At 62.5% G+C, this 20633-nt stretch carries 22 protein-coding genes; 12 read left to right on the top strand and 10 right to left on the bottom strand.

What is annotated here, in order from left to right; translation table 11 throughout:
* Positions 1–42: 42 nt before the first annotated feature.
* Positions 43–795, bottom strand: a complete 753-nt coding sequence (locus OOZ53_RS09025; RefSeq protein ID WP_271089116.1) for a uroporphyrinogen-III synthase — start codon at positions 793–795, stop codon at positions 43–45.
* 3 nt (positions 796–798) lie between these two features.
* Complete coding sequence (gene hemC / locus OOZ53_RS09020) at positions 799–1728, bottom strand: hydroxymethylbilane synthase (RefSeq protein WP_271089115.1); 930 nt, start codon at positions 1726–1728, stop codon at positions 799–801.
* Between the two features lie 71 nt (positions 1729–1799).
* Between hemC and tsaD the strand changes: the two genes are divergently transcribed.
* The 6 genes from tsaD to OOZ53_RS08990 are packed head-to-tail and all read left to right on the top strand — an operon-like array spanning position 1800 to position 5754.
* Entirely contained in the window at positions 1800–2897 is a 1098-nt protein-coding gene (gene tsaD / locus OOZ53_RS09015) for a tRNA (adenosine(37)-N6)-threonylcarbamoyltransferase complex transferase subunit TsaD (RefSeq protein WP_271089114.1), read from the top strand.
* A complete protein-coding gene (locus OOZ53_RS09010) occupies positions 2894–3889 on the top strand; it encodes an NAD(P)H-dependent glycerol-3-phosphate dehydrogenase (protein ID WP_271089113.1) in 996 nt (331 codons plus the stop codon). Before tsaD ends, OOZ53_RS09010 begins: the two co-directional genes overlap by 4 nt.
* A gap of 17 nt (positions 3890–3906) precedes the next feature.
* Positions 3907–4200, top strand: coding sequence for a YciI-like protein (locus OOZ53_RS09005; RefSeq protein WP_271089112.1), 294 nt, complete (start codon positions 3907–3909; stop codon positions 4198–4200).
* A gap of 3 nt (positions 4201–4203) precedes the next feature.
* A complete protein-coding gene (locus OOZ53_RS09000; RefSeq protein ID WP_271089111.1) occupies positions 4204–4632 on the top strand; it encodes an EVE domain-containing protein in 429 nt (142 codons plus the stop codon).
* Between the two features lie 24 nt (positions 4633–4656).
* The gene (locus OOZ53_RS08995) at positions 4657–5313 is read left to right on the top strand and encodes a class I SAM-dependent methyltransferase (RefSeq protein ID WP_271089110.1); all 657 of its coding nucleotides are present in this window, start codon (positions 4657–4659) and stop codon (positions 5311–5313) included.
* Between the two features lie 33 nt (positions 5314–5346).
* Complete coding sequence (locus tag OOZ53_RS08990) at positions 5347–5754, top strand: DUF1761 domain-containing protein (RefSeq protein WP_271089109.1); 408 nt, start codon at positions 5347–5349, stop codon at positions 5752–5754.
* 12 nt (positions 5755–5766) lie between these two features.
* On the opposite strand, the gene OOZ53_RS08985 is transcribed toward OOZ53_RS08990, so the two are convergent.
* Positions 5767–6444 (bottom strand): L,D-transpeptidase family protein, encoded by a 678-nt coding sequence (locus OOZ53_RS08985; RefSeq protein WP_425499124.1) that lies wholly within the window; start codon positions 6442–6444, stop codon positions 5767–5769.
* Positions 6445–6463: 19 nt separating this feature from the next.
* Between OOZ53_RS08985 and OOZ53_RS08980 the strand changes: the two genes are divergently transcribed.
* Together OOZ53_RS08980 and OOZ53_RS08975 are read left to right on the top strand one after the other, a co-directional pair.
* Complete coding sequence (locus OOZ53_RS08980; protein WP_271089108.1) at positions 6464–7147, top strand: response regulator transcription factor; 684 nt, start codon at positions 6464–6466, stop codon at positions 7145–7147.
* A gap of 30 nt (positions 7148–7177) precedes the next feature.
* On the top strand, positions 7178–7648 hold the full coding sequence (locus tag OOZ53_RS08975) for a Crp/Fnr family transcriptional regulator (RefSeq protein ID WP_271089107.1): 471 nt from the start codon (positions 7178–7180) through the stop codon (positions 7646–7648).
* A 21-nt stretch (positions 7649–7669) separates the two neighbouring features.
* Here OOZ53_RS08975 and OOZ53_RS08970 read toward each other — a convergent pair whose 3' ends face one another.
* The 7 genes from OOZ53_RS08970 to tesB form a co-directional block, all read right to left on the bottom strand.
* The gene (locus tag OOZ53_RS08970; protein ID WP_271089106.1) at positions 7670–8482 is read right to left on the bottom strand and encodes an exodeoxyribonuclease III; all 813 of its coding nucleotides are present in this window, start codon (positions 8480–8482) and stop codon (positions 7670–7672) included.
* A 136-nt stretch (positions 8483–8618) separates the two neighbouring features.
* Positions 8619–9284, bottom strand: a complete 666-nt coding sequence (locus tag OOZ53_RS08965) for an outer membrane lipoprotein carrier protein LolA (RefSeq protein ID WP_271089105.1) — start codon at positions 9282–9284, stop codon at positions 8619–8621.
* A gap of 110 nt (positions 9285–9394) precedes the next feature.
* Positions 9395–12007, bottom strand: a complete 2613-nt coding sequence (locus tag OOZ53_RS08960) for an FtsK/SpoIIIE family DNA translocase (RefSeq protein ID WP_271089103.1) — start codon at positions 12005–12007, stop codon at positions 9395–9397.
* 176 nt (positions 12008–12183) lie between these two features.
* Positions 12184–13407 (bottom strand): ammonium transporter, encoded by a 1224-nt coding sequence (locus OOZ53_RS08955; RefSeq protein ID WP_271089102.1) that lies wholly within the window; start codon positions 13405–13407, stop codon positions 12184–12186.
* A gap of 280 nt (positions 13408–13687) precedes the next feature.
* Positions 13688–15040: an ammonium transporter gene (locus tag OOZ53_RS08950; protein ID WP_271089100.1), complete on the bottom strand. Its 1353-nt coding sequence runs from the start codon at positions 15038–15040 to the stop codon at positions 13688–13690.
* A gap of 21 nt (positions 15041–15061) precedes the next feature.
* Positions 15062–15400 carry a P-II family nitrogen regulator gene (locus OOZ53_RS08945; protein ID WP_271089099.1) on the bottom strand — a complete coding sequence of 113 codons (339 nt, stop codon included), beginning with the start codon at positions 15398–15400 and terminating at the stop codon, positions 15062–15064.
* A 290-nt stretch (positions 15401–15690) separates the two neighbouring features.
* Positions 15691–16563 (bottom strand): acyl-CoA thioesterase II, encoded by an 873-nt coding sequence (gene tesB / locus OOZ53_RS08940; protein WP_271089098.1) that lies wholly within the window; start codon positions 16561–16563, stop codon positions 15691–15693.
* Between the two features lie 139 nt (positions 16564–16702).
* On the opposite strand from tesB, the gene OOZ53_RS08935 reads away from it, so the two are divergent.
* The 4 genes from OOZ53_RS08935 to OOZ53_RS08920 all read left to right on the top strand — a co-directional run bounded on the left by OOZ53_RS08935 (position 16703) and on the right by OOZ53_RS08920 (position 20633).
* Entirely contained in the window at positions 16703–17929 is a 1227-nt protein-coding gene (locus OOZ53_RS08935) for a ubiquinone biosynthesis hydroxylase (RefSeq protein ID WP_271089097.1), read from the top strand.
* Between the two features lie 157 nt (positions 17930–18086).
* Positions 18087–18731 carry a TetR/AcrR family transcriptional regulator gene (locus OOZ53_RS08930; protein WP_271089096.1) on the top strand — a complete coding sequence of 215 codons (645 nt, stop codon included), beginning with the start codon at positions 18087–18089 and terminating at the stop codon, positions 18729–18731.
* 1 nt (position 18732) lies between these two features.
* Entirely contained in the window at positions 18733–19683 is a 951-nt protein-coding gene (locus OOZ53_RS08925; RefSeq protein ID WP_271089095.1) for an HlyD family secretion protein, read from the top strand.
* Positions 19680–20633, top strand: a complete 954-nt coding sequence (locus tag OOZ53_RS08920; RefSeq protein WP_271089094.1) for an ABC transporter ATP-binding protein — start codon at positions 19680–19682, stop codon at positions 20631–20633. The genes OOZ53_RS08925 and OOZ53_RS08920 overlap by 4 nt, the downstream gene beginning before the upstream one ends.

The following is a 20633-nucleotide window of genomic DNA, read 5'->3' as shown; positions in this document are numbered from 1 at the left end:
GTTACCGCAGATATTGGATGGAAGGGACGCGGCGGCGATTTTTCAGAACAAATTGCCGCTTTCGTCAAAAAGCGCCATCAGACGATTCTCGTCAGGCGCTGCGGCAATGACGGTTTTTTCTTCGAATTCCACGGGAACCGCATCCGCAACGTTTTCGCTCATACAAAAAAATCTGCTTTGTTTCAATATGTTAAGATCGATCGCGGTGTTCGCGATCTCAAAAAAACGTTCTGCCGCCACGGCCGAATAGAAAAGAATGACGTCCGGCGGATTGGATTTAAGTGTGCCAATAATAAAGTCAGTTGGATAACTTATTTCGGCAATTTCGTAGGTTTCGACAACTTTAACGGCAACATTCCCACGTGCAAGTTGCGATTCAAAATCGCCGTGCCGAAGCCTTCCGGCCACATAGACGAGCGGTGCATCTTCCGCCGGCGTCAACACGCCGCTCTCGATATCACCAAGGATCTTGCGCGCCAGATCGCCACCGTCGCCGGCGCCCGTTCGAACGTTGCTGAAACCCGCTTCGGTCGCGGCAGCACCGGTTCGCGCCCCGACCGCGTAAAGCGGCACGTCAAGGCAGTCGGGATCGATCCCCTGCGACTGCCAGGCACGGATGGCGTTCGCGCTGGTGACCGCATAGGCCCCCACCAAACCGGCCGAAAGATCAGCCTTGTCCGGCGACAGATTCGCGATACGCGTCAGCGGCATCACGACCGGATCAAAACCGCTCGCACGCAGCCTTTCCGCCGTTCTCGTCGCCCCCGGTTCAGGCCTGGTGACAAGCACCCGCATGGATCACGTCCAGCTCTCGAAAAAATCCGGACCCGCTTCCGCCCGGATCGCCGCGCCCGCTTTTGTGCCAAGCTCAGCCGCATTGTCCGGCCGCCCGGTCCGGGATATTTCGAAGGTGGTTTTTCCATCCGGCGACAGGATCATGCCGGAAAATGACAGACCGGAGGTCCCGATGGTCGCCAGCCCGGCAATCGGCGTGCGGCACGACCCGTCCAGCGCCGCGAGGAAGGCCCGCTCGCAGGTTAGGGCCGTGCGCGTCGCCTCGTCGTCGATCGGCGCGAGCATCGTGTCGGTCACCGCATCATCCGCACGGCTTTCGATGCAGATCGCTCCCTGTCCGAGCGCCGGGAGAAAGGCATCTGTCGCCATCACATCGGTTGCCTTGTCTTGAAGGCCGAGGCGCTTGAGACCGGCCATGGCCAACAGCGTCCCGTCGACCTCGCCTTCTTGAAGCTTGCGCATGCGCGTTTGCACATTGCCGCGAAACGAAACGACATTGAGGTCGGGCCGCAGTCTTCGCACCAGCGCCTGGCGCCGCAGCGACGAAGTGCCCACCGTCGCGCCCTGCGGCAGATCGGTGATCGCACCCGCGTCGCGTCCGATAAAAGCATCGCGAACATCCTCGCGCGGCAGGAAGGCGGAAAGATAAAGACCGGCGGGCAGCACGGTCGGCATGTCCTTGGAGGAATGCACGGCAATATCGATGCGCCCGTCGGAAAGCTGCGCCTCGATTTCCTCGGTAAACAGCCCCTTGCCGCCGATCTCGGCAAGCGGCCGGTCGGTGACGCGGTCGCCCTTTGTCGAAATCACGACGATCTCGAATGCATCCGAAGGCAGGCCGTGCGCCTTCATCAGCCGCTCGCGCGTTTCTTCGGCCTGGGCCAGTGCCAGCGGGCTGCCCCGCGTGCCGATACGGAAAGGTTTTGTTTGCATCCGGTGGTTTCCGTTATTACCAGAGGCACTGGTAAACAGGAATTTTGCGTTCCGCAATCACCGAAACGGCCATGGACACTGCAACCTGCATTCTCGGCATCGAGACAAGCTGCGACGAAACCGCTGCCGCGCTGGTGCGCCGAAACGGCGACGGCAGCGGTGAAATCCTGTCGGACATCGTCTTCAGCCAGCTTGATGAACATGCGGCCTATGGCGGCGTCGTCCCGGAGATCGCGGCCCGCGCCCATGTGGAACGGCTCGACGGCCTGATCGCCCGGGCGCTGGACGAAGCCGGCATCGGGCTTGGCGATATCGACGCGGTCGCCGCCACGTCGGGTCCGGGCCTCATCGGCGGTCTGATCGTCGGCCTGATGACCGCCAAGGCGCTGGCTGCCGCGCGCGGCAAGCCGCTCTACGCCATCAACCATCTTGAAGGCCATGCATTGACCGCGCGCCTCACGGACCGGCTGGAGTTTCCCTATCTGCTGCTGCTGGTCTCGGGCGGCCACACCCAGATGATCCTTGTTCGCGGTGTCGGCGACTACGAGCGCTGGGGCACGACCATCGACGACGCGCTCGGCGAAGCATTCGACAAGACGGCGAAGCTCCTCGGCCTGCCCTATCCCGGCGGCCCGCAAGTGGAAAGATCCGCGGCCGGTGGCGATGCCGACCGATTCAGCCTTCCAACGCCCCTGCGCGGCGACAAGCGCCTCGATTTTTCCTTCTCGGGGCTGAAAACCGCCGTGCGCCAGGCCGCGCAGGCAGCCGCCCCGCTCAGCGAGCAGGACATCGCCGACATCTGCGCATCCTTCCAGAAGGCAATCACGCAAACGCTGCAAGAGCGCGTCGCCCGCAGTCTCGACCGTTTCTCCGAAACGTTCGGCCAAACACGCGACCGCCCCGCCCTGGTGGTGGCCGGCGGCGTGGCCGCCAACCGGATGATCCGTGAAAGCCTGTCGGATCTGTGCGGCAAACGGGGATTCCGCTTCGTCGCGCCGCCGATGCGTCTGTGCACCGACAATGCGGTCATGATCGCCTGGGCCGCCGCCGAACGGATGGCGCACGGAATGGAATCCGATGGTCTTGACGTTGCACCGCGTGCGCGCTGGCCACTCGATGAAAATGCGGCCGCGCGCATCGGCCACGGCAAGCGGGGCGCCAAGGCATGAGCGAGGGAACCAGGATCGCCGTGATCGGCGCCGGCGCTTTCGGCACGGCGCTTGCCACCGTCGTCGCGCGGCGCGGCGAACCGGTCATTCTTCTCGGTCGCGACAGCGACCGGATGGAGGCGGTGCAGCAGCGGCGGATCAACGAATTGTCGCTTCCAGGCATAACGCTGCCTGACGGCCTTGCCGCCACCACCGACAAAGCACGGCTGCAATCGGCCGACACCATCCTCTTGGCTGTGCCGGCACAGGCCTTGCGAACGGCCGTGAGGACCTATCACGACAGCATTTCCGAAAAGGCCAGCCTCGTTATCTGCGCCAAGGGGATCGAGCGCGAGAGCGGGCAGTTTCTGGCCGATGTCCTCGGCAAGGAAATGCCGGACAATCCGGCAGCGGTTCTGTCCGGACCGGGATTTGCCGCCGACATCGCCCGTGGTTTGCCGACGGCCATGACCCTTGCCGGCACCGATATCTCCACAGCGGAGGCCCTTGCTGAGCGCCTGTCCGGCAGCAGGTTCCGGCTCTACGCCTCCGACGACCTGTCCGGCGTGCAGACAGGCGGCGCACTGAAGAACGTGCTGGCGATTGCCTGCGGCATCGTCGAAGGCAGGGGACTTGGCGATTCCGCCCGCGCCGCGCTGATCGCCCGCGGTCTTGCCGAGCTGATGCGCTTTTCCGCCGCGCATGGCGGGCGGGCGCGCACCGTATCCGGCCTTTCCGGCCTGGGCGACCTTGTCCTCACGGCCACCAGCCACCAGTCGCGCAATCTGCGTTTCGGCATCGCGCTTGGAAAGGGGCAGGGACCGGATGCGCTGATGGCGCCGGGCGCGCCGCTGTCGGAAGGCGCGTTCACGGCAACGGTGGCCGCCAGAATCAGCCTTGAAAAACGGATCGATATGCCGATAACGCAAGAAGTCGCCGCCATTCTGCGTGGAGACAGCAGCGTTGAAGACGCTGTCGAGAACCTGATGACACGGCCGCTGAAATCGGAATAAGGACCAAAGGAAGGCCCATGCTATTTGCCCTGATCTGTACCGACAAGCCCGACAGCCTCGATCTCAGGATGGAGGTCCGGCCCGACCACGTCGCCTATCTGAACACGCTGAATGAGAACGGCGTGCTGAAGCTGGCAGGTCCCTTTCTCGACGAAAACGAGAAACCCGATGGCAGTCTCGTGGTTATCGAAGCGGGTTCCCGGGAAGAGGCGCACCGCATCGCGGCGGACGATCCCTATTCAAAGGCGGACCTGTTTGCCAGCGTCGACATCCGGCCCTACAACTGGGTCTTCAACAAACCTGGAGAATGAGACATGGCCTATTGGCTGTTTAAGTCCGAACCGGACGCCTGGTCCTGGGAGCAGCAGAAGGCCAAGGGTGAGGCCGGCGAGGAGTGGGACGGTATCCGCAACTACCAGGCCCGCAACAATATGCGCACGATGAAACTGGGCGAAAAAGGCTTTTTCTACCATTCCAACGAGGGAAAGGCAGTCGTCGGCATTGTCGAGGTCTGCAAGGAAATACACCCCGATTCGACCACCGAGGACGAGCGCTGGGAATGCGTCGACGTCAAGGCGGTGTGCGACATGCCCAAACCGGTAACCCTCCCGGACGCCAAGGCCAATCCGGCACTCGCCAATATGGTGCTGGTCGTCAATACGCGGCTGTCCGTGCAGCCGGTGGCCGAGGACGAATATCTCGAAATCTGCCGCATGGGGGGACTGGACAACCCGCCCCGGTAGAGGCCTGTTCGGAATATCCGCTCCATGAAAACCGAAGCCCGCGAGTTCATTGCGCAAAACACAAGTCTCGCGGCACCGCCCCATGTTCCGGAGCTGACGCTCCACCTGGCCAGCGAAGCCCATGAGCTGTGGCAGAAAACCGAGGAGGAACTGGAGGCGATCGGCCTGCCGCCGCCCTATTGGGCCTTTGCATGGGCCGGCGGTCAGGGGCTGGCGCGCCACCTGCTCGATCATCCAGGGCTTGTGTCGGGAAAATCCGTTCTCGATTTCGCCAGCGGCTCGGGCCTGGTTGCCATCGCTGCCAGCCGGGCCGGCGCCGGCACCGTGACGGCGTGCGACATCGACCCATGGGCAGCCATGGCGACCGCCATGAACGCGGCACGCAACGATGTACGCGTCGCGGCCAGGAGCGACGACATCATCGGCACGGACGATGGATGGCAAGTGGTTCTGGCCGGCGACGTATTCTACGACCAGGACCTGGCGGCCACCGTCACACCCTGGCTCGAAACGCTCGCCCGGCGCGGCGCCGATGTGCTGATCGGCGATCCGGGCCGCGCCTATTGCCCGGCGGAAAGGCTTGAAGAACTGGCCGTCTACAAGGTGCCCGTCACCCGGGCGCTGGAAGATTCCGAAATCAAGCGGACAACCGTCTGGCGATTCAGGCTCCAGAGCGGCTAAAATGCCGCATCGTCTGTCGCCGGGAGGAACATCATGGATTTCGGGGGAATGAGCTATGTCGGCGTGCTGGTCGCCACCGTCGCCGCCTTTGTCATCGGCGCCATCTATTACGGCGTGCTCGGCAAGCCGTGGATGAAGACGGCGCGCATCAAGCCGGAAGAGGCGAAAATGTCGCCGATGCTGTTCGTCAACTCGCTGATTTGCGAGCTGATCATGGCCTTCATCCTCGCCGGCCTCATCGGTCATCTCGGCACCGGCCAGATCGACCCTTACAACGGGCTTGTCTCCGGTTTCTTCGTCTGGCTGGGATTCGTCGCCACCACTCTCGCAGTCAACCACCGCTATCAGGGTTTCGGATGGCACCTGACCCTGATTGACGCGGGCCACTGGCTGCTTGTTCTGCTTGCCATGGGCGCCATCATCGGCTGGTTCGGACCTTAAGATGCGACCGACCTAGACAACCTGGATAACCGTATTCCGCCTCAATCTGGGCAGCAGCCACAACATCGCGCGCCGACTGATCGCCACGCAGCCTTCCGTCGTGCGTCCTTCGCTCAGATGCAGGAATATGGCGCTGCCCCGGTGGCGCCGCCGCTCGCCGATATTCCAGTCGAGCACCAGGCATATGTCGTAAAGGCTGTCATCGCGCATCATTTTTTCGTGGGAAAAGGCAAAAGGCAGGCGCACCGGCCTGTTGTAGGATGCGTGGGCCGGCGCATCGCACCAGCCGTGATCCGGGCGAATCGGCAACATTTGCAATCGCGTCTGCGGCAGTCTGATCCTGTCGGCTCTGAAATAGCCGTATAGCACCCGCATCATCGCCCGCGGTGTCGCCCCGTCGCCCTCCGATTTGAGGATTCGGCGCCCGGTACGGCCCAAAAAAGCAGGAAAAACAGTTCCTCCCGCGTCAAGCAGCGCGGCATTGTCGCGGCGCGGGTGCCGCCTGACAATTACTGTCTTGAGTGCTCGGATTTTGACGCAATCCTTGTTTACCGTGTTAATCACGAAATGATCTTTGGGATCACAGCTGAGTGTGCATTGCGTGTACAACACTTTTACATTTAGGCGAACAGGACTATTTAAGTCCCGATGACTCGGGCCTGCTGTGCAACAGGCCACTATGCAGCACATTCTCATTTGGAGGGATTGCATGACAGCCAGAACCATCCTTCTCGTCGATGATGACGACGACCTGCGGGAGACCCTCGTCGAGCAGCTTTCTCTTTACGAGGAGTTCTCGATTCTGGAGGAATCGTCGGCGACCAAAGGCATTCAGGCTGCCCGGAACAACCATATCGACCTTCTGATCATGGATGTGGGACTGCCTGACATGGATGGCCGCGAGGCCGTGAAACTGCTCCGAAAAGGCGGCTTCAAGGCGCCGATCATCATGCTGACCGGCCACGATACGGATTCAGACACGATCCTCGGGCTGGAAGCCGGCGCCAATGACTATGTGACCAAGCCCTTCCGTTTCGCCGTGCTGCTGGCCCGCGTGCGCGCGCAATTGCGCCAGCACGAGCAGAGCGAGGACGCGACCTTCACGGTCGGGCCTTACACGTTCAAGCCGAGCCAGAAGCTCCTGGTCGACGAAAAGGGCAGCAAGATAAGGCTGACGGAGAAGGAATCGGCGATCATCCGCTACCTGTACCGGGCCGACGAGAAGGTCGTTACCCGCGACGTGCTCCTGGAGGAAGTCTGGGGATACAATTCCGGCGTGACCACCCACACGCTCGAGACCCATGTCTACCGGCTGCGCCAGAAGATCGAGCGCGATCCGTCCAACGCGGAAATCCTGGTGACAGAAAGCGGCGGCTACAAGATAATACCCTAAACAGGGTCAGAACCACCGGAGCCGGCCTCAATGGCACTGAATGACGATATCACGCTCTTGTCGAAAGTCCCGCTGTTCAGCGATTTCAGCGACGAAATGCTACGGCTGATCGCCTTCGGCGCCGAGCGCAAATCCGTTGCCCGCAATCGACCCTTGTTCCATGAGGGCTCGTCGGCGGACTGTGCCTTTGTGATTTTGTCCGGCCGCTTCAAACTCCTGCAACGCAGCCGCGACGGCAAGCCCGAGCAGATCGGCGAGGCCGAAACCGGCGACCTGCTCGGCGAACTTGCCATTATCTCCTCGGCCAACCGCAAGATGACGGCCGTCGCGCTGGAGGGCAGCGAAGTCATGCGGATTCACCGTCCGATGTTTCGCCGCATGATGGAGGAGTATCCGGAAATCGCGTCCCTGCTGCAGGCGCGCATCCAGCGCAATCTTTCCACGATGCTGCAGGAAATCGACCAGCTTGCCTGGCGTTTCGAGGAAGCCGTCGACAAATAGCCGCGGAACCTCGGACCGTAGTCAGAACTTGAAATGCGCGAAGACCGGCACGTGGTCGGACGGGCGCTCCCAGCCGCGCGCCTCACGCAGCACATTGATGTTCCGCAGCGCCGGCGACAGATCCGCCGACGACCAGATGTGATCCAGCCTGCGGCCACGATCCGAAACATCCCATTCGCGGGCGCGGTAGCTCCACCAGGTGAAGACCTTTTCCTCCGGCGGAATATGCTGCCTTATGAGATCCACCCAGGCCCCCCTGGCCTGGACTTCATTCAGACCTTCGGTCTCCACCGGTGTGTGGCTGACCACTTTCAGGAGCTGTTTGTGCGACCAGACGTCTGTTTCCAGCGGGGCGATATTGAGGTCACCCACCAGGATGGATGACACGCCGTCATCACGCTCGGCCTCCGAGTGCATCGCCTTCATTTCATCGAGAAAACCGAGCTTGTGGGCGAATTTCGGATTGATCTTGGGGTCCGGTTCGTCGCCGCCGGCCGGAACGTAGAAATTGTGCAGCCGGATCGCCCGGTCCCCGGCCCTGGCAACCGCCGATATGTGGCGCGTATCGCCCATGTCGCAGAAATCCCTGCGCTCGACATCCGTCAGCGGAAGCTTCGAGATGATGGCGACGCCGTGATAGCCCTTCTGCCCGTGGATCTCGATATGTTTGTATCCGCGCTTGCGCAGTTCGGAATCCGGAAACGACCCGTTCGGGCACTTGGTCTCCTGCAGGCAAAGAACGTCCGGCTCATGGGCCTCCAGGAGGTCCAGAACCAGCGGCAGGCGCAAGCGCACCGAATTGATGTTCCATGTCGCGATGGAGAAGTCTGTCACAGGGCGGCTCCGGCTGAGGTGAAAACGATGCCGCGACAATAATACGCCGGCAACGGATGTTCAGCCGTCAATTTCCGCGACAGCCGCAATCACCACAGAAATTTGCCGGATGATACCGCCGGCCGGCCCTGCGTTGCTACCGGTCGTTGCCTGCGTTTCGATGCACCTGGTAATAGGGGATCTTGAAGACATTGTCGGCGAACCGGACATCCGTGCGCACGTTGAAGATCATCACCGTCGTGCCCTTGCCCTGCGCATCGGTGATCGTCCACTGGCGCAACTCATAGGTCTTCGAATCGAACATCATCGTGATGGTCGAATCGCCGAATATGGACTTGTTGCCGAGAACGATGGTCGTCAGGTCCGGTTCGACGGATACGGACTTGACGGTGTCCCCGCCGAGATTGATGCGTTCGCTCAAAAGCAGTTTCAGCGGCGTCTTGCCCAGCGGATAGATATCCCAGGTCTGCAGCTTCCTGTTGCCGATGACGACGGATTTGCCGTCCGCGATCACCCGCACCGGCGAGGGATCCTCATAGTTGAACCGCAGCTTTCCCGGTCGTTCGATGAAGAATTTTCCGCCGATCTGCTGGCCGCTCGGTCCGAACTGGACAAACTCGCCTGTCATGGTTTTGACGGAGGAAAAATGATCGGCGATTTTCTGCGCCGTCGGATCGATGGCATGGGCCTGCGGCGCGCCAAGGCTGACGAGCATGCCGGCGGCCGCCGCGGCGCACAGGCTGCGCAGCACCGATCGTCTCGTCTTGTGTCCGGTTTCAGCCGGTGTTTTTGTCTGGCTCATTTGCATCTCCTGATGACCGGAAACCTATTGTCCGTAACTGCGGCACGAGTGTGGTAAAACAACCCGAATGAACAAGTAAACCGGCACAAAGGTTACTGGGTCACTGCAGCCTAAAGCACGTCTTCTTCGGTCGGAACGAGGATTTCGCGCTTGCCGGCATGGTTCGCCGGGCCGATAACGCCCTCTTCCTCCATCCGCTCGATCAGCGAAGCGGCGCGATTATAACCGATTCCCAGCCGCCGCTGAATGTAGGATGTCGATGCCTTGCCGTCGCGCAGTACGACCGCGACCGCCTGGTCGTAGGGATCGGCTGAATCCGACAGGTTGCCGGAGCCGCCCCCGCCGCCCTCGGCGCCGTCTTCCTCGTCGTCCTCGGTAATGGCGTCGAGATATTCGGGCACGCCCTGCGCCTTCAGGAAAGCGACGATCTCCTCGACCTCGTTGTCGGCGACGAAGGGCCCGTGCACGCGCTGTATGCGCCCGCCACCGGCCATGTAGAGCATGTCGCCCATGCCGAGCAGCTGTTCGGCGCCCTGCTCTCCCAGGATCGTGCGCGAATCGATCTTCGAGGTGACCTGGAACGAGATACGCGTCGGGAAGTTGGCCTTGATCGTACCCGTGATGACATCCACCGACGGACGCTGCGTCGCCATGATCACGTGAATGCCGGCGGCACGCGCCATCTGCGCCAGCCTCTGGACCGCGCCCTCGATGTCCTTGCCGGCGACCATCATCAGGTCGGCCATCTCGTCGATGATTACGATGATATAGGGCATCGGGCTGAGATCGAATTCCTCGGTCTCGTAGACGGCCTCGCCGGTCTCGCGGTCGAAGCCGGTCTGCACGGTGCGGGTGATCGCCTCGCCCTTCTTGCGCGCCTGTTCGACACGGTTGTTGAAGCCGTCGATGTTGCGCACGCCGATCTTCGACATCTTCTTGTAGCGGTCTTCCATCTCGCGCACGGTCCATTTGAGCGCGACAACGGCCTTTTTCGGGTCCGTCACAACCGGTGTCAGAAGGTGCGGAATGCCGTCATAAACGGACAGTTCCAGCATCTTGGGATCGATCATGATCAGCCGGCATTTTTCCGGCGGCAGGCGGTAGACGATGGAAAGGATCATCGTGTTGATGGCGACGGACTTACCCGAGCCGGTGGTACCGGCCACCAGCAGGTGCGGCATTTTCGCAAGGTCGGCGATGACCGATTCGCCGCCGATCGTCTTGCCGAGCGACAGGGCGAGCTTCGCCTTGCTCGATTCGAAATCGCGGCTCGAAAGCAATTCCTTCAGATAGACCGTCTCGCGGCCCTGGTTGGGCAGTTCGATGCCGATGGCGTTGCGCCCGGGAACAACGGCAACGCGGGCCGCGATCGCGCTCATCGAACGCGCGATGTCGTCGGCGAGGCCGATAACCCTGGACGATTTGATGCCCGGCGCCGGCTCCAGCTCGTAAAGCGTGACCACCGGACCCGGCCGAACCTGGATGATTTCGCCGCGCACGCCGAAATCCTCCAGAACGCCTTCCAGCATGCGGGCATTCTGCTCCAGCGCCTCCGGCGAAAGGCTCGCATCCTTGGCAACATTCTTCGCATCCGAAAGCAGATGCAGCGGCGGCAGCTCGAAACCGCTGTTCTTGATCATCGATGTCTGCGCCTCGCGCTGCACCCTGTTGCCGGGGACCGGGCGCTTTGCCTGCGGCACCACGCGCTGCTGCGCAGCCGCGGCATCGGTGCTGCGCGCCGGCGCCGGTTGCGGCGCCCAGTCATCGGACGGACCCTCGTCCCCCGCGGCGATGTCCTCGCCGATATCGAACGGCGGAACGTCTACATCGAGATCATGCCGCTCTGCGCCCGCCGCTGTGCCGCCGCTTTCGAACTGCGGCTCGACCCGCTCGCCGTTAAGGCCCGCGAATTCATCCTCGTTGAAATCATAGGGCTGATGCGGCTGGGACGACCAGTGTTCCACGCCCTTGCCGGCCAGCCGGCGGTAATGCGCCCTGAGCGTCAGGGCCATATGGGTGATCGCGCCGAGAATGAGAGCGCCGCCGAAACTGCGCTCGCTGTCCTCGTCGTCTTCCTCGTCCTCATCGGCCTCGACGGCACTGCGCACCCTTGTCTTGCGCGCCTTGACAGGCGCATCGAACTGCGGCGTCGCGATCAGCAGCGCGCCGAACAGCATCAGCCACGTCGCCGGGATCGCCAGCGCAAGCCCGAGAACCGCCGCCAGGATGCCGGAAGGGTAATCGCCGGTCAGCACCGCCGGCATTCTCAGGATCATGTCGCCGAAAACACCGCCCAGCCCGGTCGGCAAGGGCCACTGGTCGGGCGCCGGAACACAGGAGAAGACGGACGCGAAAAGCACCGCACCGCCGAACCAGGCGCAAAGGCGTGAAAAGACCCTGTCCACGGGCCGGTTGCGGATCAGGAACAGGCCCCAGGCAACCATGGGCAACAATGCCACGATGCCCGAAAGGCCGAAAAACTGCATGAGGATGTCGGCAAAGGCCGCGCCGCCGAAACCGAGCACGTTGACCGGCTGCTTGCCCGTTGCATAGCTGAAGCTCGGATCCTGGACGTTCCATGTCGCAAGGGCGGCAACTGCCAGGCACAGGCCGGCCAGCACCGCGAGGCCGAACAGCAGCTTGAGCGGCCTCCTGAGAAACCCCGGTACGGATACACTGGGAAGGAACTGGCCGCCAAAAGCCAAAGGACCACTGGACTGCATTGCAACGCTCCGACTCGCATACGCATGGGGCGGAAGAATCCGCCGAACTGGTGGCGATTTTAGGGGAAGCGGAGTTAATGGCGCATTAACCATGCGCCGCAAATCGCAAATTGCCGATCGTGCAGAAAGTGGACAGCCGCCGCCCCGGGCGGCGGCCGGTATTGGTCGGATGAACGCTAGCGGATCTCCGCTTCCGGATTGGCGCCGATCTTGTGGATGGACAGGTCCGCGCCGCGCATTTCCTCTTCTTCCGCAAGACGCAGGCCCACCGTGCGGTCGAGCAGGCCGTAAACGACGAAGCCGCCGATCACCGCATAGAGCGCCCCGGCCACCGATCCGACGATCTGCGCGAGCAGGGAGACGCCGCCAAGGCCGCCCAGCGCTTCCAGGCCGAATATGCCGCAGGCAATGCCACCCCACAGGCCGCATATCCCGTGCAGCGGCCACACGCCGAGCACGTCGTCAATGCGCAGTTTCTCCTGGCACCAGGTAAAGCCCTTGACGAAAATGAAGCCCGCCGCGCCGCCCACGATCAATGCGCCGATCGGATGAAACACGTCGGAGCCGGCGCAAACCGCGACCAGCCCGGCCAGCGCACCATTGTGGACGAAGCCCGGGTCGTTGCGTCCGGCAAGCAGCGCCATGACGATGCCGCCGACCATCGCCATCAGCGAATTGATCGCGACAAGGCCCGTCGCGCCGCCGACCGATTGCGCGCTCATCACGTTGAAGCCGAACCAGCCGATGCACAACAGCCAGGATCCGAGCGCCAGCCACGGAATGGATGAGGGCGGGAAGGGATGCGAGCCGCCGGATTTTGTATAGCGGCCGAGCCGGGCGCCGAGCAGGATCACCGCGGGCAGGGCGATCCAGCCGCCCACGGCATGGACGACGATCGAACCGGCGAAATCATGGAAGGGTGCGCCGAAGGCGCTCTCGAAAAACCCCTGGAAGCCGAAATTGCCGTTCCACACCATGCCCTCGAAGAAGGGATAGACCAGGCCGACCAGCGCCACGGTCGCGAAGCACTGCGGTTGGAACCGCATGCGCTCGGCGATGCCGCCCGAGATGATCGCCGGAATGGCCGCCGCGAATGTGGTCAGAAAGAAGAACTTCACAAGGGTAAAGCCCTGCGGCAGGAAGATTTCGCCGCCCTCGGCGCCCGACAGCACGGCCGCGTTGACGAAAAACGTCACGCCGTAGGAAACGGCAAAGCCGACGAAGAAATAGGAAATGGTGGAAAGCGCGAAATCGGCAAGGATTTTGACCAGCGCATTGACCTGGCTCTTGTGCCGGACCGTGCCGACCTCGAGAAAGGCAAACCCCCCATGCATGGCGAACACCAGGATCGCGCCCAGAAGCACGAAAAAGACGTCGCCACCAATTTGTGACTGATCCATGGAATTGACTCCGTTTGAAGATGTGTGACCGTTGATCCGATCAAGAAGAGTCAATTTTCGTGCCAGTCCGGGCAGGGCTGCCGATTTGGTGGGCACAGGGGGTCAAAATGCGTGCATTTGCCTAAATATGAACCAGGCCGCATCGGTACTGGCTAAAATTTAGGCAATCCGCCCGAAGGTGTCCAATCGGTGTGCATCAGCGACGCAAAGCCGTAGGGCAACAAAAATGGGGCCCGCGAACGGGCCCCATGAGGGTTTGGGAAAGACGGTCCGGGAACCGTCAGATCTTGGTGAATTCCGGATAGGCCTCAATGCCGATCTCGGCCTTGTCGAGCCCCACCAGTTCCTCGTCTTCACTGACCCGCAGGCCCATCGTTTTGTCGATAATGACCCAGACGACACCGGACGTGACGATCATGAACACGCCGACGATGACGATCGAGGCGACCTGTCCGTAGAGCGTTGCATCGGAGTTTGTGAACAGGACCGCGATCGTGCCCCAGATGCCTGCGAACAGGTGCACCGGAATGGCGCCGACGACATCGTCGATCTTCAGCTTGTCGAGCATCGGAACGGCGAAGACCACGATCACGCCGCCCACGGCGCCGATCAGCGTTGCCGCGCCCAGCGACGGCGTCAGCGGCTCGGCGGTGATCGAGACCAGCCCGGCCAGCGCGCCGTTGAGGATCATCGTGATATCGACCTTCTTGTAGATGATCTGCGTCAGAAGCAGCGCGGCCACCGCACCACCGGCGGCACCGGCATTGGTGTTGGCGAAGATGCGCGATACGTCCGCGACATCGCCGACGGAGCCCATGGCGAGCTGCGAGCCGCCATTGAAGCCGAACCAGCCGAGCCACAGGATGAAGGTGCCGAGCGTTGCCAGCGGCATGTTGGAGCCGGGGATCGGGTGAACCTCGCCCTTGGAGCCGTATTTGCCCTTACGCGCGCCCAGGATGATCGCGCCCATAAGCGCCGCCCAGCCGCCGACCGAGTGAACCACCGTCGAGCCGGCGAAATCCAGGAAACCGAACTCGGCGTCGAGGAAGCCGCCGCCCCATTTCCAGGATGCCTGGATCGGGTAGAGAATACCGGTCAGGATGACCGTGAAGATCAGGAACGGCCACAGCTTCATGCGCTCGGCGAGTGTTCCCGACACGATCGAAGCGGTCGTCGCGCAGAACATCAGCTGGAAGAAGAAGTCCGATCCGACGGAGGCGTAGGACAGGTCGCCCACGGCGTCGGCGGCGACACCGACCGGCTCCATGACGGCGACCCCGAAGGCGCCGAGGATGCCGGTAATCGACCAGTTGTCGGCCGGATACATCAGATTGTAGCCGATCAGGTAGTACATGATCGCCGCGATCGAGAACAAGGAGATGTTCTTGGTCAGCTGCATCGAGGTGTTCTTGGAGCGCACGAGGCCGGCCTCCAGCATGGCGAAACCGGCTGCCATCCACATGACGAGGAAGCCGGAAACCACGAACAGCAGCGAGTTGAGGATGAAGACCGTGTGCGTCGAGACGGCCACCGGCCCTTCCGCGGCCGCCGTTTCCTGCGCCATGGCGGGCACGGCCATGGCGCCGGCGATTGCCAGGACCGCGCCCGGCGTCAAGAGTGATGAGATTTTCATTGCAGATGACTCCTTAGATACTCAAAGCGCGTCGCCGCCGGATTCACCCGTGCGTATGCGCATGACCTGCTCGAGGTCGCAGACAAAGATTTTTCCGTCGCCGATCTGGCCGGTCTTGGCGGCATTGGCGATGGCTTCGATGGCCTGGTCGGCGACATCCGCCGCGACGGCGATTTCGAGTTTGAGCTTCGGCAGAAACGCCACGGCATATTCCGTGCCGCGATAGATTTCCGTGTGCCCCTTCTGGCGGCCGTATCCCTTGACCTCGGTGACGGTCAGACCCTGAATTCCGATTTCGGTCAGGGCTTCGCGCACCTCGTCCAGTTTGAACGGCTTGATGACTGCCATTATGAATTTCATCCGGTTTCCATCCTTTTCTCGGCGGCGGCGGGCGGCTGTAGCGCTGTTGCCCGATACCGGCTCCGGCTTGTCTGCCGCCCGGTGCTGCACGAAACGGCAGCCGGCACGGCGGAGCAGCGACCGGTGATCAACGGCCATTCGCTCTGACCGCTACCAATCAAGGATCGTGCCAGTTTAATGGAGAGTTCTTTATCTATTTGTTTTAATTATCAAAAATAGAAAGCACAAAGACCGGCTGATCCTTGCTGCAGCGCAATATGATTAAGAATTAAGCTGTGATTAATATATGCCTATTTATTAGGCTTCGTGCGTTGCCGAATGAGACCCTCCTGGGCAACCGAGGCAATCAGCACGCCGTCGCGGGTATAAAGGCCGCCCCGGTTGAGTCCGCGTGCGCCGCTGGCATTGGGGCTGTCCTGGGCATATAAGAGCCAGTCGTCGAGCGGGCAGCGCCGGTGGAACCACATGGAATGGTCGAGACTTGCCGCCTGGATCTTGCCGCTGAACACCGAAAGCCCGTGCGCGAACAGCGACGTGTCGAGCAAGGTCATGTCGGACAGATAGGCGAGCACCGCCGCCTGGATGCGCCGGTCATCGGGAACCGTGCCGTTGGCCCGCACCCAGATATTCTGCACCGGCGCCAGTTTCTCGCGCGAGATATAATGCGTCAGCGACACCGGGCGCATCTCGATCGGTCGTTCGCGCTCCCAGTAGCGCCGCACATTTTCGGGCGCGTTCTTGAGGAATTTTTCCTTCAGATCCGCTTCGCCAATGAGAGATTCCGGCGTCGGCACCTCCGGCATGTCGATCTGGTGGTCGAGGCCCGGCTCGTCGCGCTGGAAGGACGCCGACAGCGAGAAGATCGCCTTGCCGTGCTGGATCGCCACCACCCGCCGCGTCGTGAAGCTCGATCCGTCGCGGATACGGTCCACCTCGTAGATGATCGGCACCGCCGGATCGCCCGGGCGCATGAAATAGGAATGCAGGGAGTGCACGAAACGGTCCTCGTCGACCGTGCGCTGCGCCGCCACCAGCGCCTGCGAAATGACCTGGCCGCCGAAGACCCGCTGCCATCCGGCCTTCGGACTGTTTCCCCTGAAAAGATCGAGCTCCAGGCGCTCGAGGTCCAGAATGGCCAGAAGGCTTTCCATGGCACGCGACATTTTGCAACTCCGTCGGGTCTTTTTGTCGGCTCATCAGACCTGTATGATCGCTCTCGGCCGGTTTCACCCCTCTTACAGGGATGGCCCGGCCGACTGCAAGGGCGAAGCGCGCCCGGCAGGCTGCGCAAGGGAATGGACCGTGACAGAGCAAAGCTTCGACATCATTGTCGCCGGCGGCGGATATGTGGGCATCGCCGCGGCCGTCGCGATCAAATCGGCGGCGCCGCATCTGACAATCCGCGTCGTCGACGCCGCGCCGGCGGATGTCTGGCGCAGGGACCAGCGCGCCTCGGCGATCGCCGCCGGCGCCAGCCGCATGCTGACCCAGATGGGCCTGTGGGCCGATATTGCCGGGCAAGCGCAACCGATCACCGACATGATCGTCACCGATTCGCGCACCGCCGATCCGGTGCGGCCCGTGTTTCTCACCTTTGACGGCGATGTCGCGCCGGGCGAGCCCTTCGCCCATATGGTTCCGAACCCCGCCCTTGTCGGCGCCCTCCGCGACAAGGCGGAAACGCTGGGCATAGAGATCCTGCAGGGCGTCACCGTGGAAGGCTTCGAAAACGGCGAAGCAACGACGCAGGTGACGCTCGGCGACGGCACCACCCTTTCGGCGCGCCTGTTGATTGCCGCCGACGGCGTGCGCTCGCGCCTGCGCGACATGGCCGGGATCAAAACCGTGCGCTGGTCCTACGACCAGTCGGGCATCGTCACCACCGTCAGGCATGAGCGGCCGCACAATGGCCGCGCCGAGGAGCATTTCCTGCCGGCCGGCCCCTTCGCCATCCTGCCGCTGCCGGGCAACCGCTCATCGCTGGTCTGGACGGAGCGCACCGCGGACGCCGAACGCCTGGTCAAGGAAGACGATCTGGTGTTCGAGGCCGAGCTGGAGCGCCGCTTCGGCCACAAATTGGGCACGCTGGAACTGGACGGCGGCCGCCGCGCCTTTCCGCTGGGGCTGACGCTTGCCCGCGAATTCATCCGCCCGCGCATCGCCCTTGCCGGCGACGCCGCGCACGGCATCCATCCGATCGCCGGCCAGGGCCTCAATCTCGGCTTCCGCGATGTTGCCGCCCTTGCCGAGACGATTGTCGAGGCGGACCGGCTGGGGCTCGATATCGGATCGCTTTCGGTTCTGGAGCGCTACCAGGTCTGGCGCCGTTTCGACACCTTCCAGATGGGCGTGACCTGCGACGTGCTCAACCGGCTGTTTTCCAACGACATCATGCCGGTCAGGGCGCTGCGCGACTTCGGCCTCGGCCTCGTCGACCGCATGCCGACACTCAAGGGCTTCTTCATCCGCCAGGCCTCCGGCCTGCCCGGCCGCCAGGGCCCGCGCCTTTTGCGCGGCGAGGCGATTTGACGGGGCTTCCAGTCGGATCGGCAGCGCTTCTTGCATGAGCTTACAGAAGTCCACCTACCATAAACGGTTGAAATAGATAATCTTTCTTCCGGACTTGACTTGTAGTGCGCACAAACCATATAAGTAAATGACCAGTCATTTACTAAAGAGCGAACCCATGAATGCCGCCGAAACGAAACCGAAATGGCGCCGACGCGCCGAGGACAGGCCCGATGAAGTCCTTGATGCGGCGCTGACGCTCTTTGCCCGCAACGGCTTTGCGGCCACCAAGGTGGAGGACATTGCCAGCGAGGCCGGCCTGTCGAAGGGCGCCATCTATCGCTACTTTCCGAGCAAGGAAGACATCTTCGAATCGCTGGTGAAGCGGGCGATTGCGCCGATCGCCGATCGCACCGAGGATCTGGCCAGGACCTCCCACGAGGATCCGGCAGTGCTGTTGAAGGCCGTCCTGTCGGTCATCGCCGCCAGGCTTTCGGACCCGGACACAATGGCATTGCCGCGCATTGTCCTGCAGGAGGCCGGGCGGTTTCCCGAGCTTGCCGAAACCTACCGCCGCCAGGTGATCGACAAGGGCATCGGCGCCCTCGAGCTGATCCTCCAGAAGGGCATCGCGACCGGTCAGTTCCGGCCGGTCGACGCGCATCTCGCCATCCGCAACGTCATGGGTCCGCTGCTTGCCCATATGCTGCTGACCCAGATCTTCAGGATCGATGAGGACGCGCAAACCACGCCCCAGGATTTCATCGAAAGCCATTTCGACATCCTCATGAACGGCCTGCTCAGGCCGCGGGCGGGAGGCTGACATGGACACCGTCTATGCCTGGATCGTCGCCCTTTACACCGCCATCTGGCCCGGCGCGGCCGATCCGCCCGACAATCGCTATTTCGGCTATGTCGAAGGCGAATATGTCTATGTCGCGCCCAAGGAGAGCGGCGTTCTGGAGAGCCTCGATGTCAACCGCGGCGACACGGTCGAGGCCGGTCAGGCGCTGTTCTCGCTGGATGCCGACCAGCAACTGATCGCCCTTGGCCAGGCCGAGGCCGACCTGATGATCGCCCGCTCCAAGCTGATCGATGAGAGCACCGGCAAGCGGCCCGAGGAAATCGCCGTCATCGAGGAACAGCTGCGCAACGCGGAAGCCAGTCTCGATCTCGCCCAGGCGGATTACGAGCGCTACAAGGAGCTTTCGGTCAACGATTTCGTCTCGCCGAGCCAGCTCGACCAGGCGGCGGCAACGCTCGATCAGGCCGCCGCGACCGTCGGCGAACAGCGCGCCAATCTGCGGGTCGCGCGCCTGCCGGCCCGCAGCGCCCAGCTTGACGAGGCGCGCCAGTCGGTCAAATCCTCGGAGCTTGCCGTCGACAGCGCCCGCATCAAGCTTAATGACCGTGCGCTGACGGCGCCAGCCGGCGGCTATGTGCAGCAGACCTATTATCTGCCCGGCGAATATGTGCAGGCGGGCATGCCGGTGGTTTCGATCCTGCCGCCCGGCGAGATCAAGTTCCGCTTCTATGTCGGCGAGCCCGACCGGGCAGGTCTTGCCGTCGGCGGGAAAGTCATGATCGGCTGCGACAATTGCAAGGAACCGATCGCCGCCCGCATCACTTATATTTCCTCGTCGGCCGAATACACGCCGCCGGTCATCTACAGCCTCGAGGAACGCTCCAAGCTGGTTTTCATGGCCGAGGCCCTGCCCGACGAGCCGACCACCCTGCTGCCCGGCCAGCCGATCGACGTGACGGTGGCAAAATGAGCGGCAACGGCACAACGCCGGTCATCGAGGTCAACGGGCTGGTGAAGAAATTCGGCGACAAGACCGTCGTCGATCATTTCGACATCTCGGTTCCGAAAGGCGCGATCTACGGCTTTCTGGGCCCGAACGGCAGCGGCAAGACGACGACGATCCGCATGCTGTGCGGCCTGCTGACGCCGGATGCCGGCTCCGGAACCTGCCTCGGCTATGACATTCTGCGCCAGTCCGACAACATCAAGGAGCATGTCGGCTACATGACGCAGAAATTCTCGCTCTATGAGGACCTGACCATCCGCGAGAATCTCGATTTCATGGCCCGCATGTACCGGGTGAAGGACCGCAAGCGAAAGGTGGATGCGGCGCTCGAGGACCTTGGTCTTGCCAACCGGTCGCACCAGCAGGCCGGCGAACTCTCCGGCGGCTGGAAACAGCGCCTGGCGCTCGCCGCCTGCCTCTTGCATCAGCCCGATCTGCTGCTGCTCGACGAGCCGACGGCGGGTGTCGATCCGAAGGCGCGCCGCGATTTCTGGGACGAGATCCGCCGCCTTTCCGACGATGGCGTCACGGTGCTGGTCTCGACCCACTACATGGACGAGGCCATCCAGTGCGACAACATCGCCTATATCGCCTATGGCAAGAAGCTGATCGACGGGCCGGCGCGGAAGATCCCGGAAATGGTGGGCCTCGCCACCTGGCGGGTCGAGGGCCCGGATCTGGCTGAACTGGCGACGCAGCTCCACGGCAAGGACGGCATCGAGCAGGTGGCGCGCTTCGGCTCGGCGCTGCATGTCTCCGGCATGGATGCGCAAAAGCTCGAAGCGGCCATCAAGCCCTTCCTCAAGGACAAGCGCTACACATGGAAGCAGCAACCGGCCGGGCTGGAAGAGGTGTTCATCCACCTCATGAGCGGCTCGACCGACAATTTCGCGGCAGGACAGGAGGCCGCCTGA

It is taken from the genome of Allohoeflea poritis (genome assembly GCF_027889715.1).
Classification (GTDB): domain Bacteria; phylum Pseudomonadota; class Alphaproteobacteria; order Rhizobiales; family Rhizobiaceae; genus Hoeflea_A; species Hoeflea_A poritis.
The sequence above is the reverse complement of the archived record's forward strand: the minus strand, read 5'-3'. Positions and strand labels throughout refer to the sequence as shown.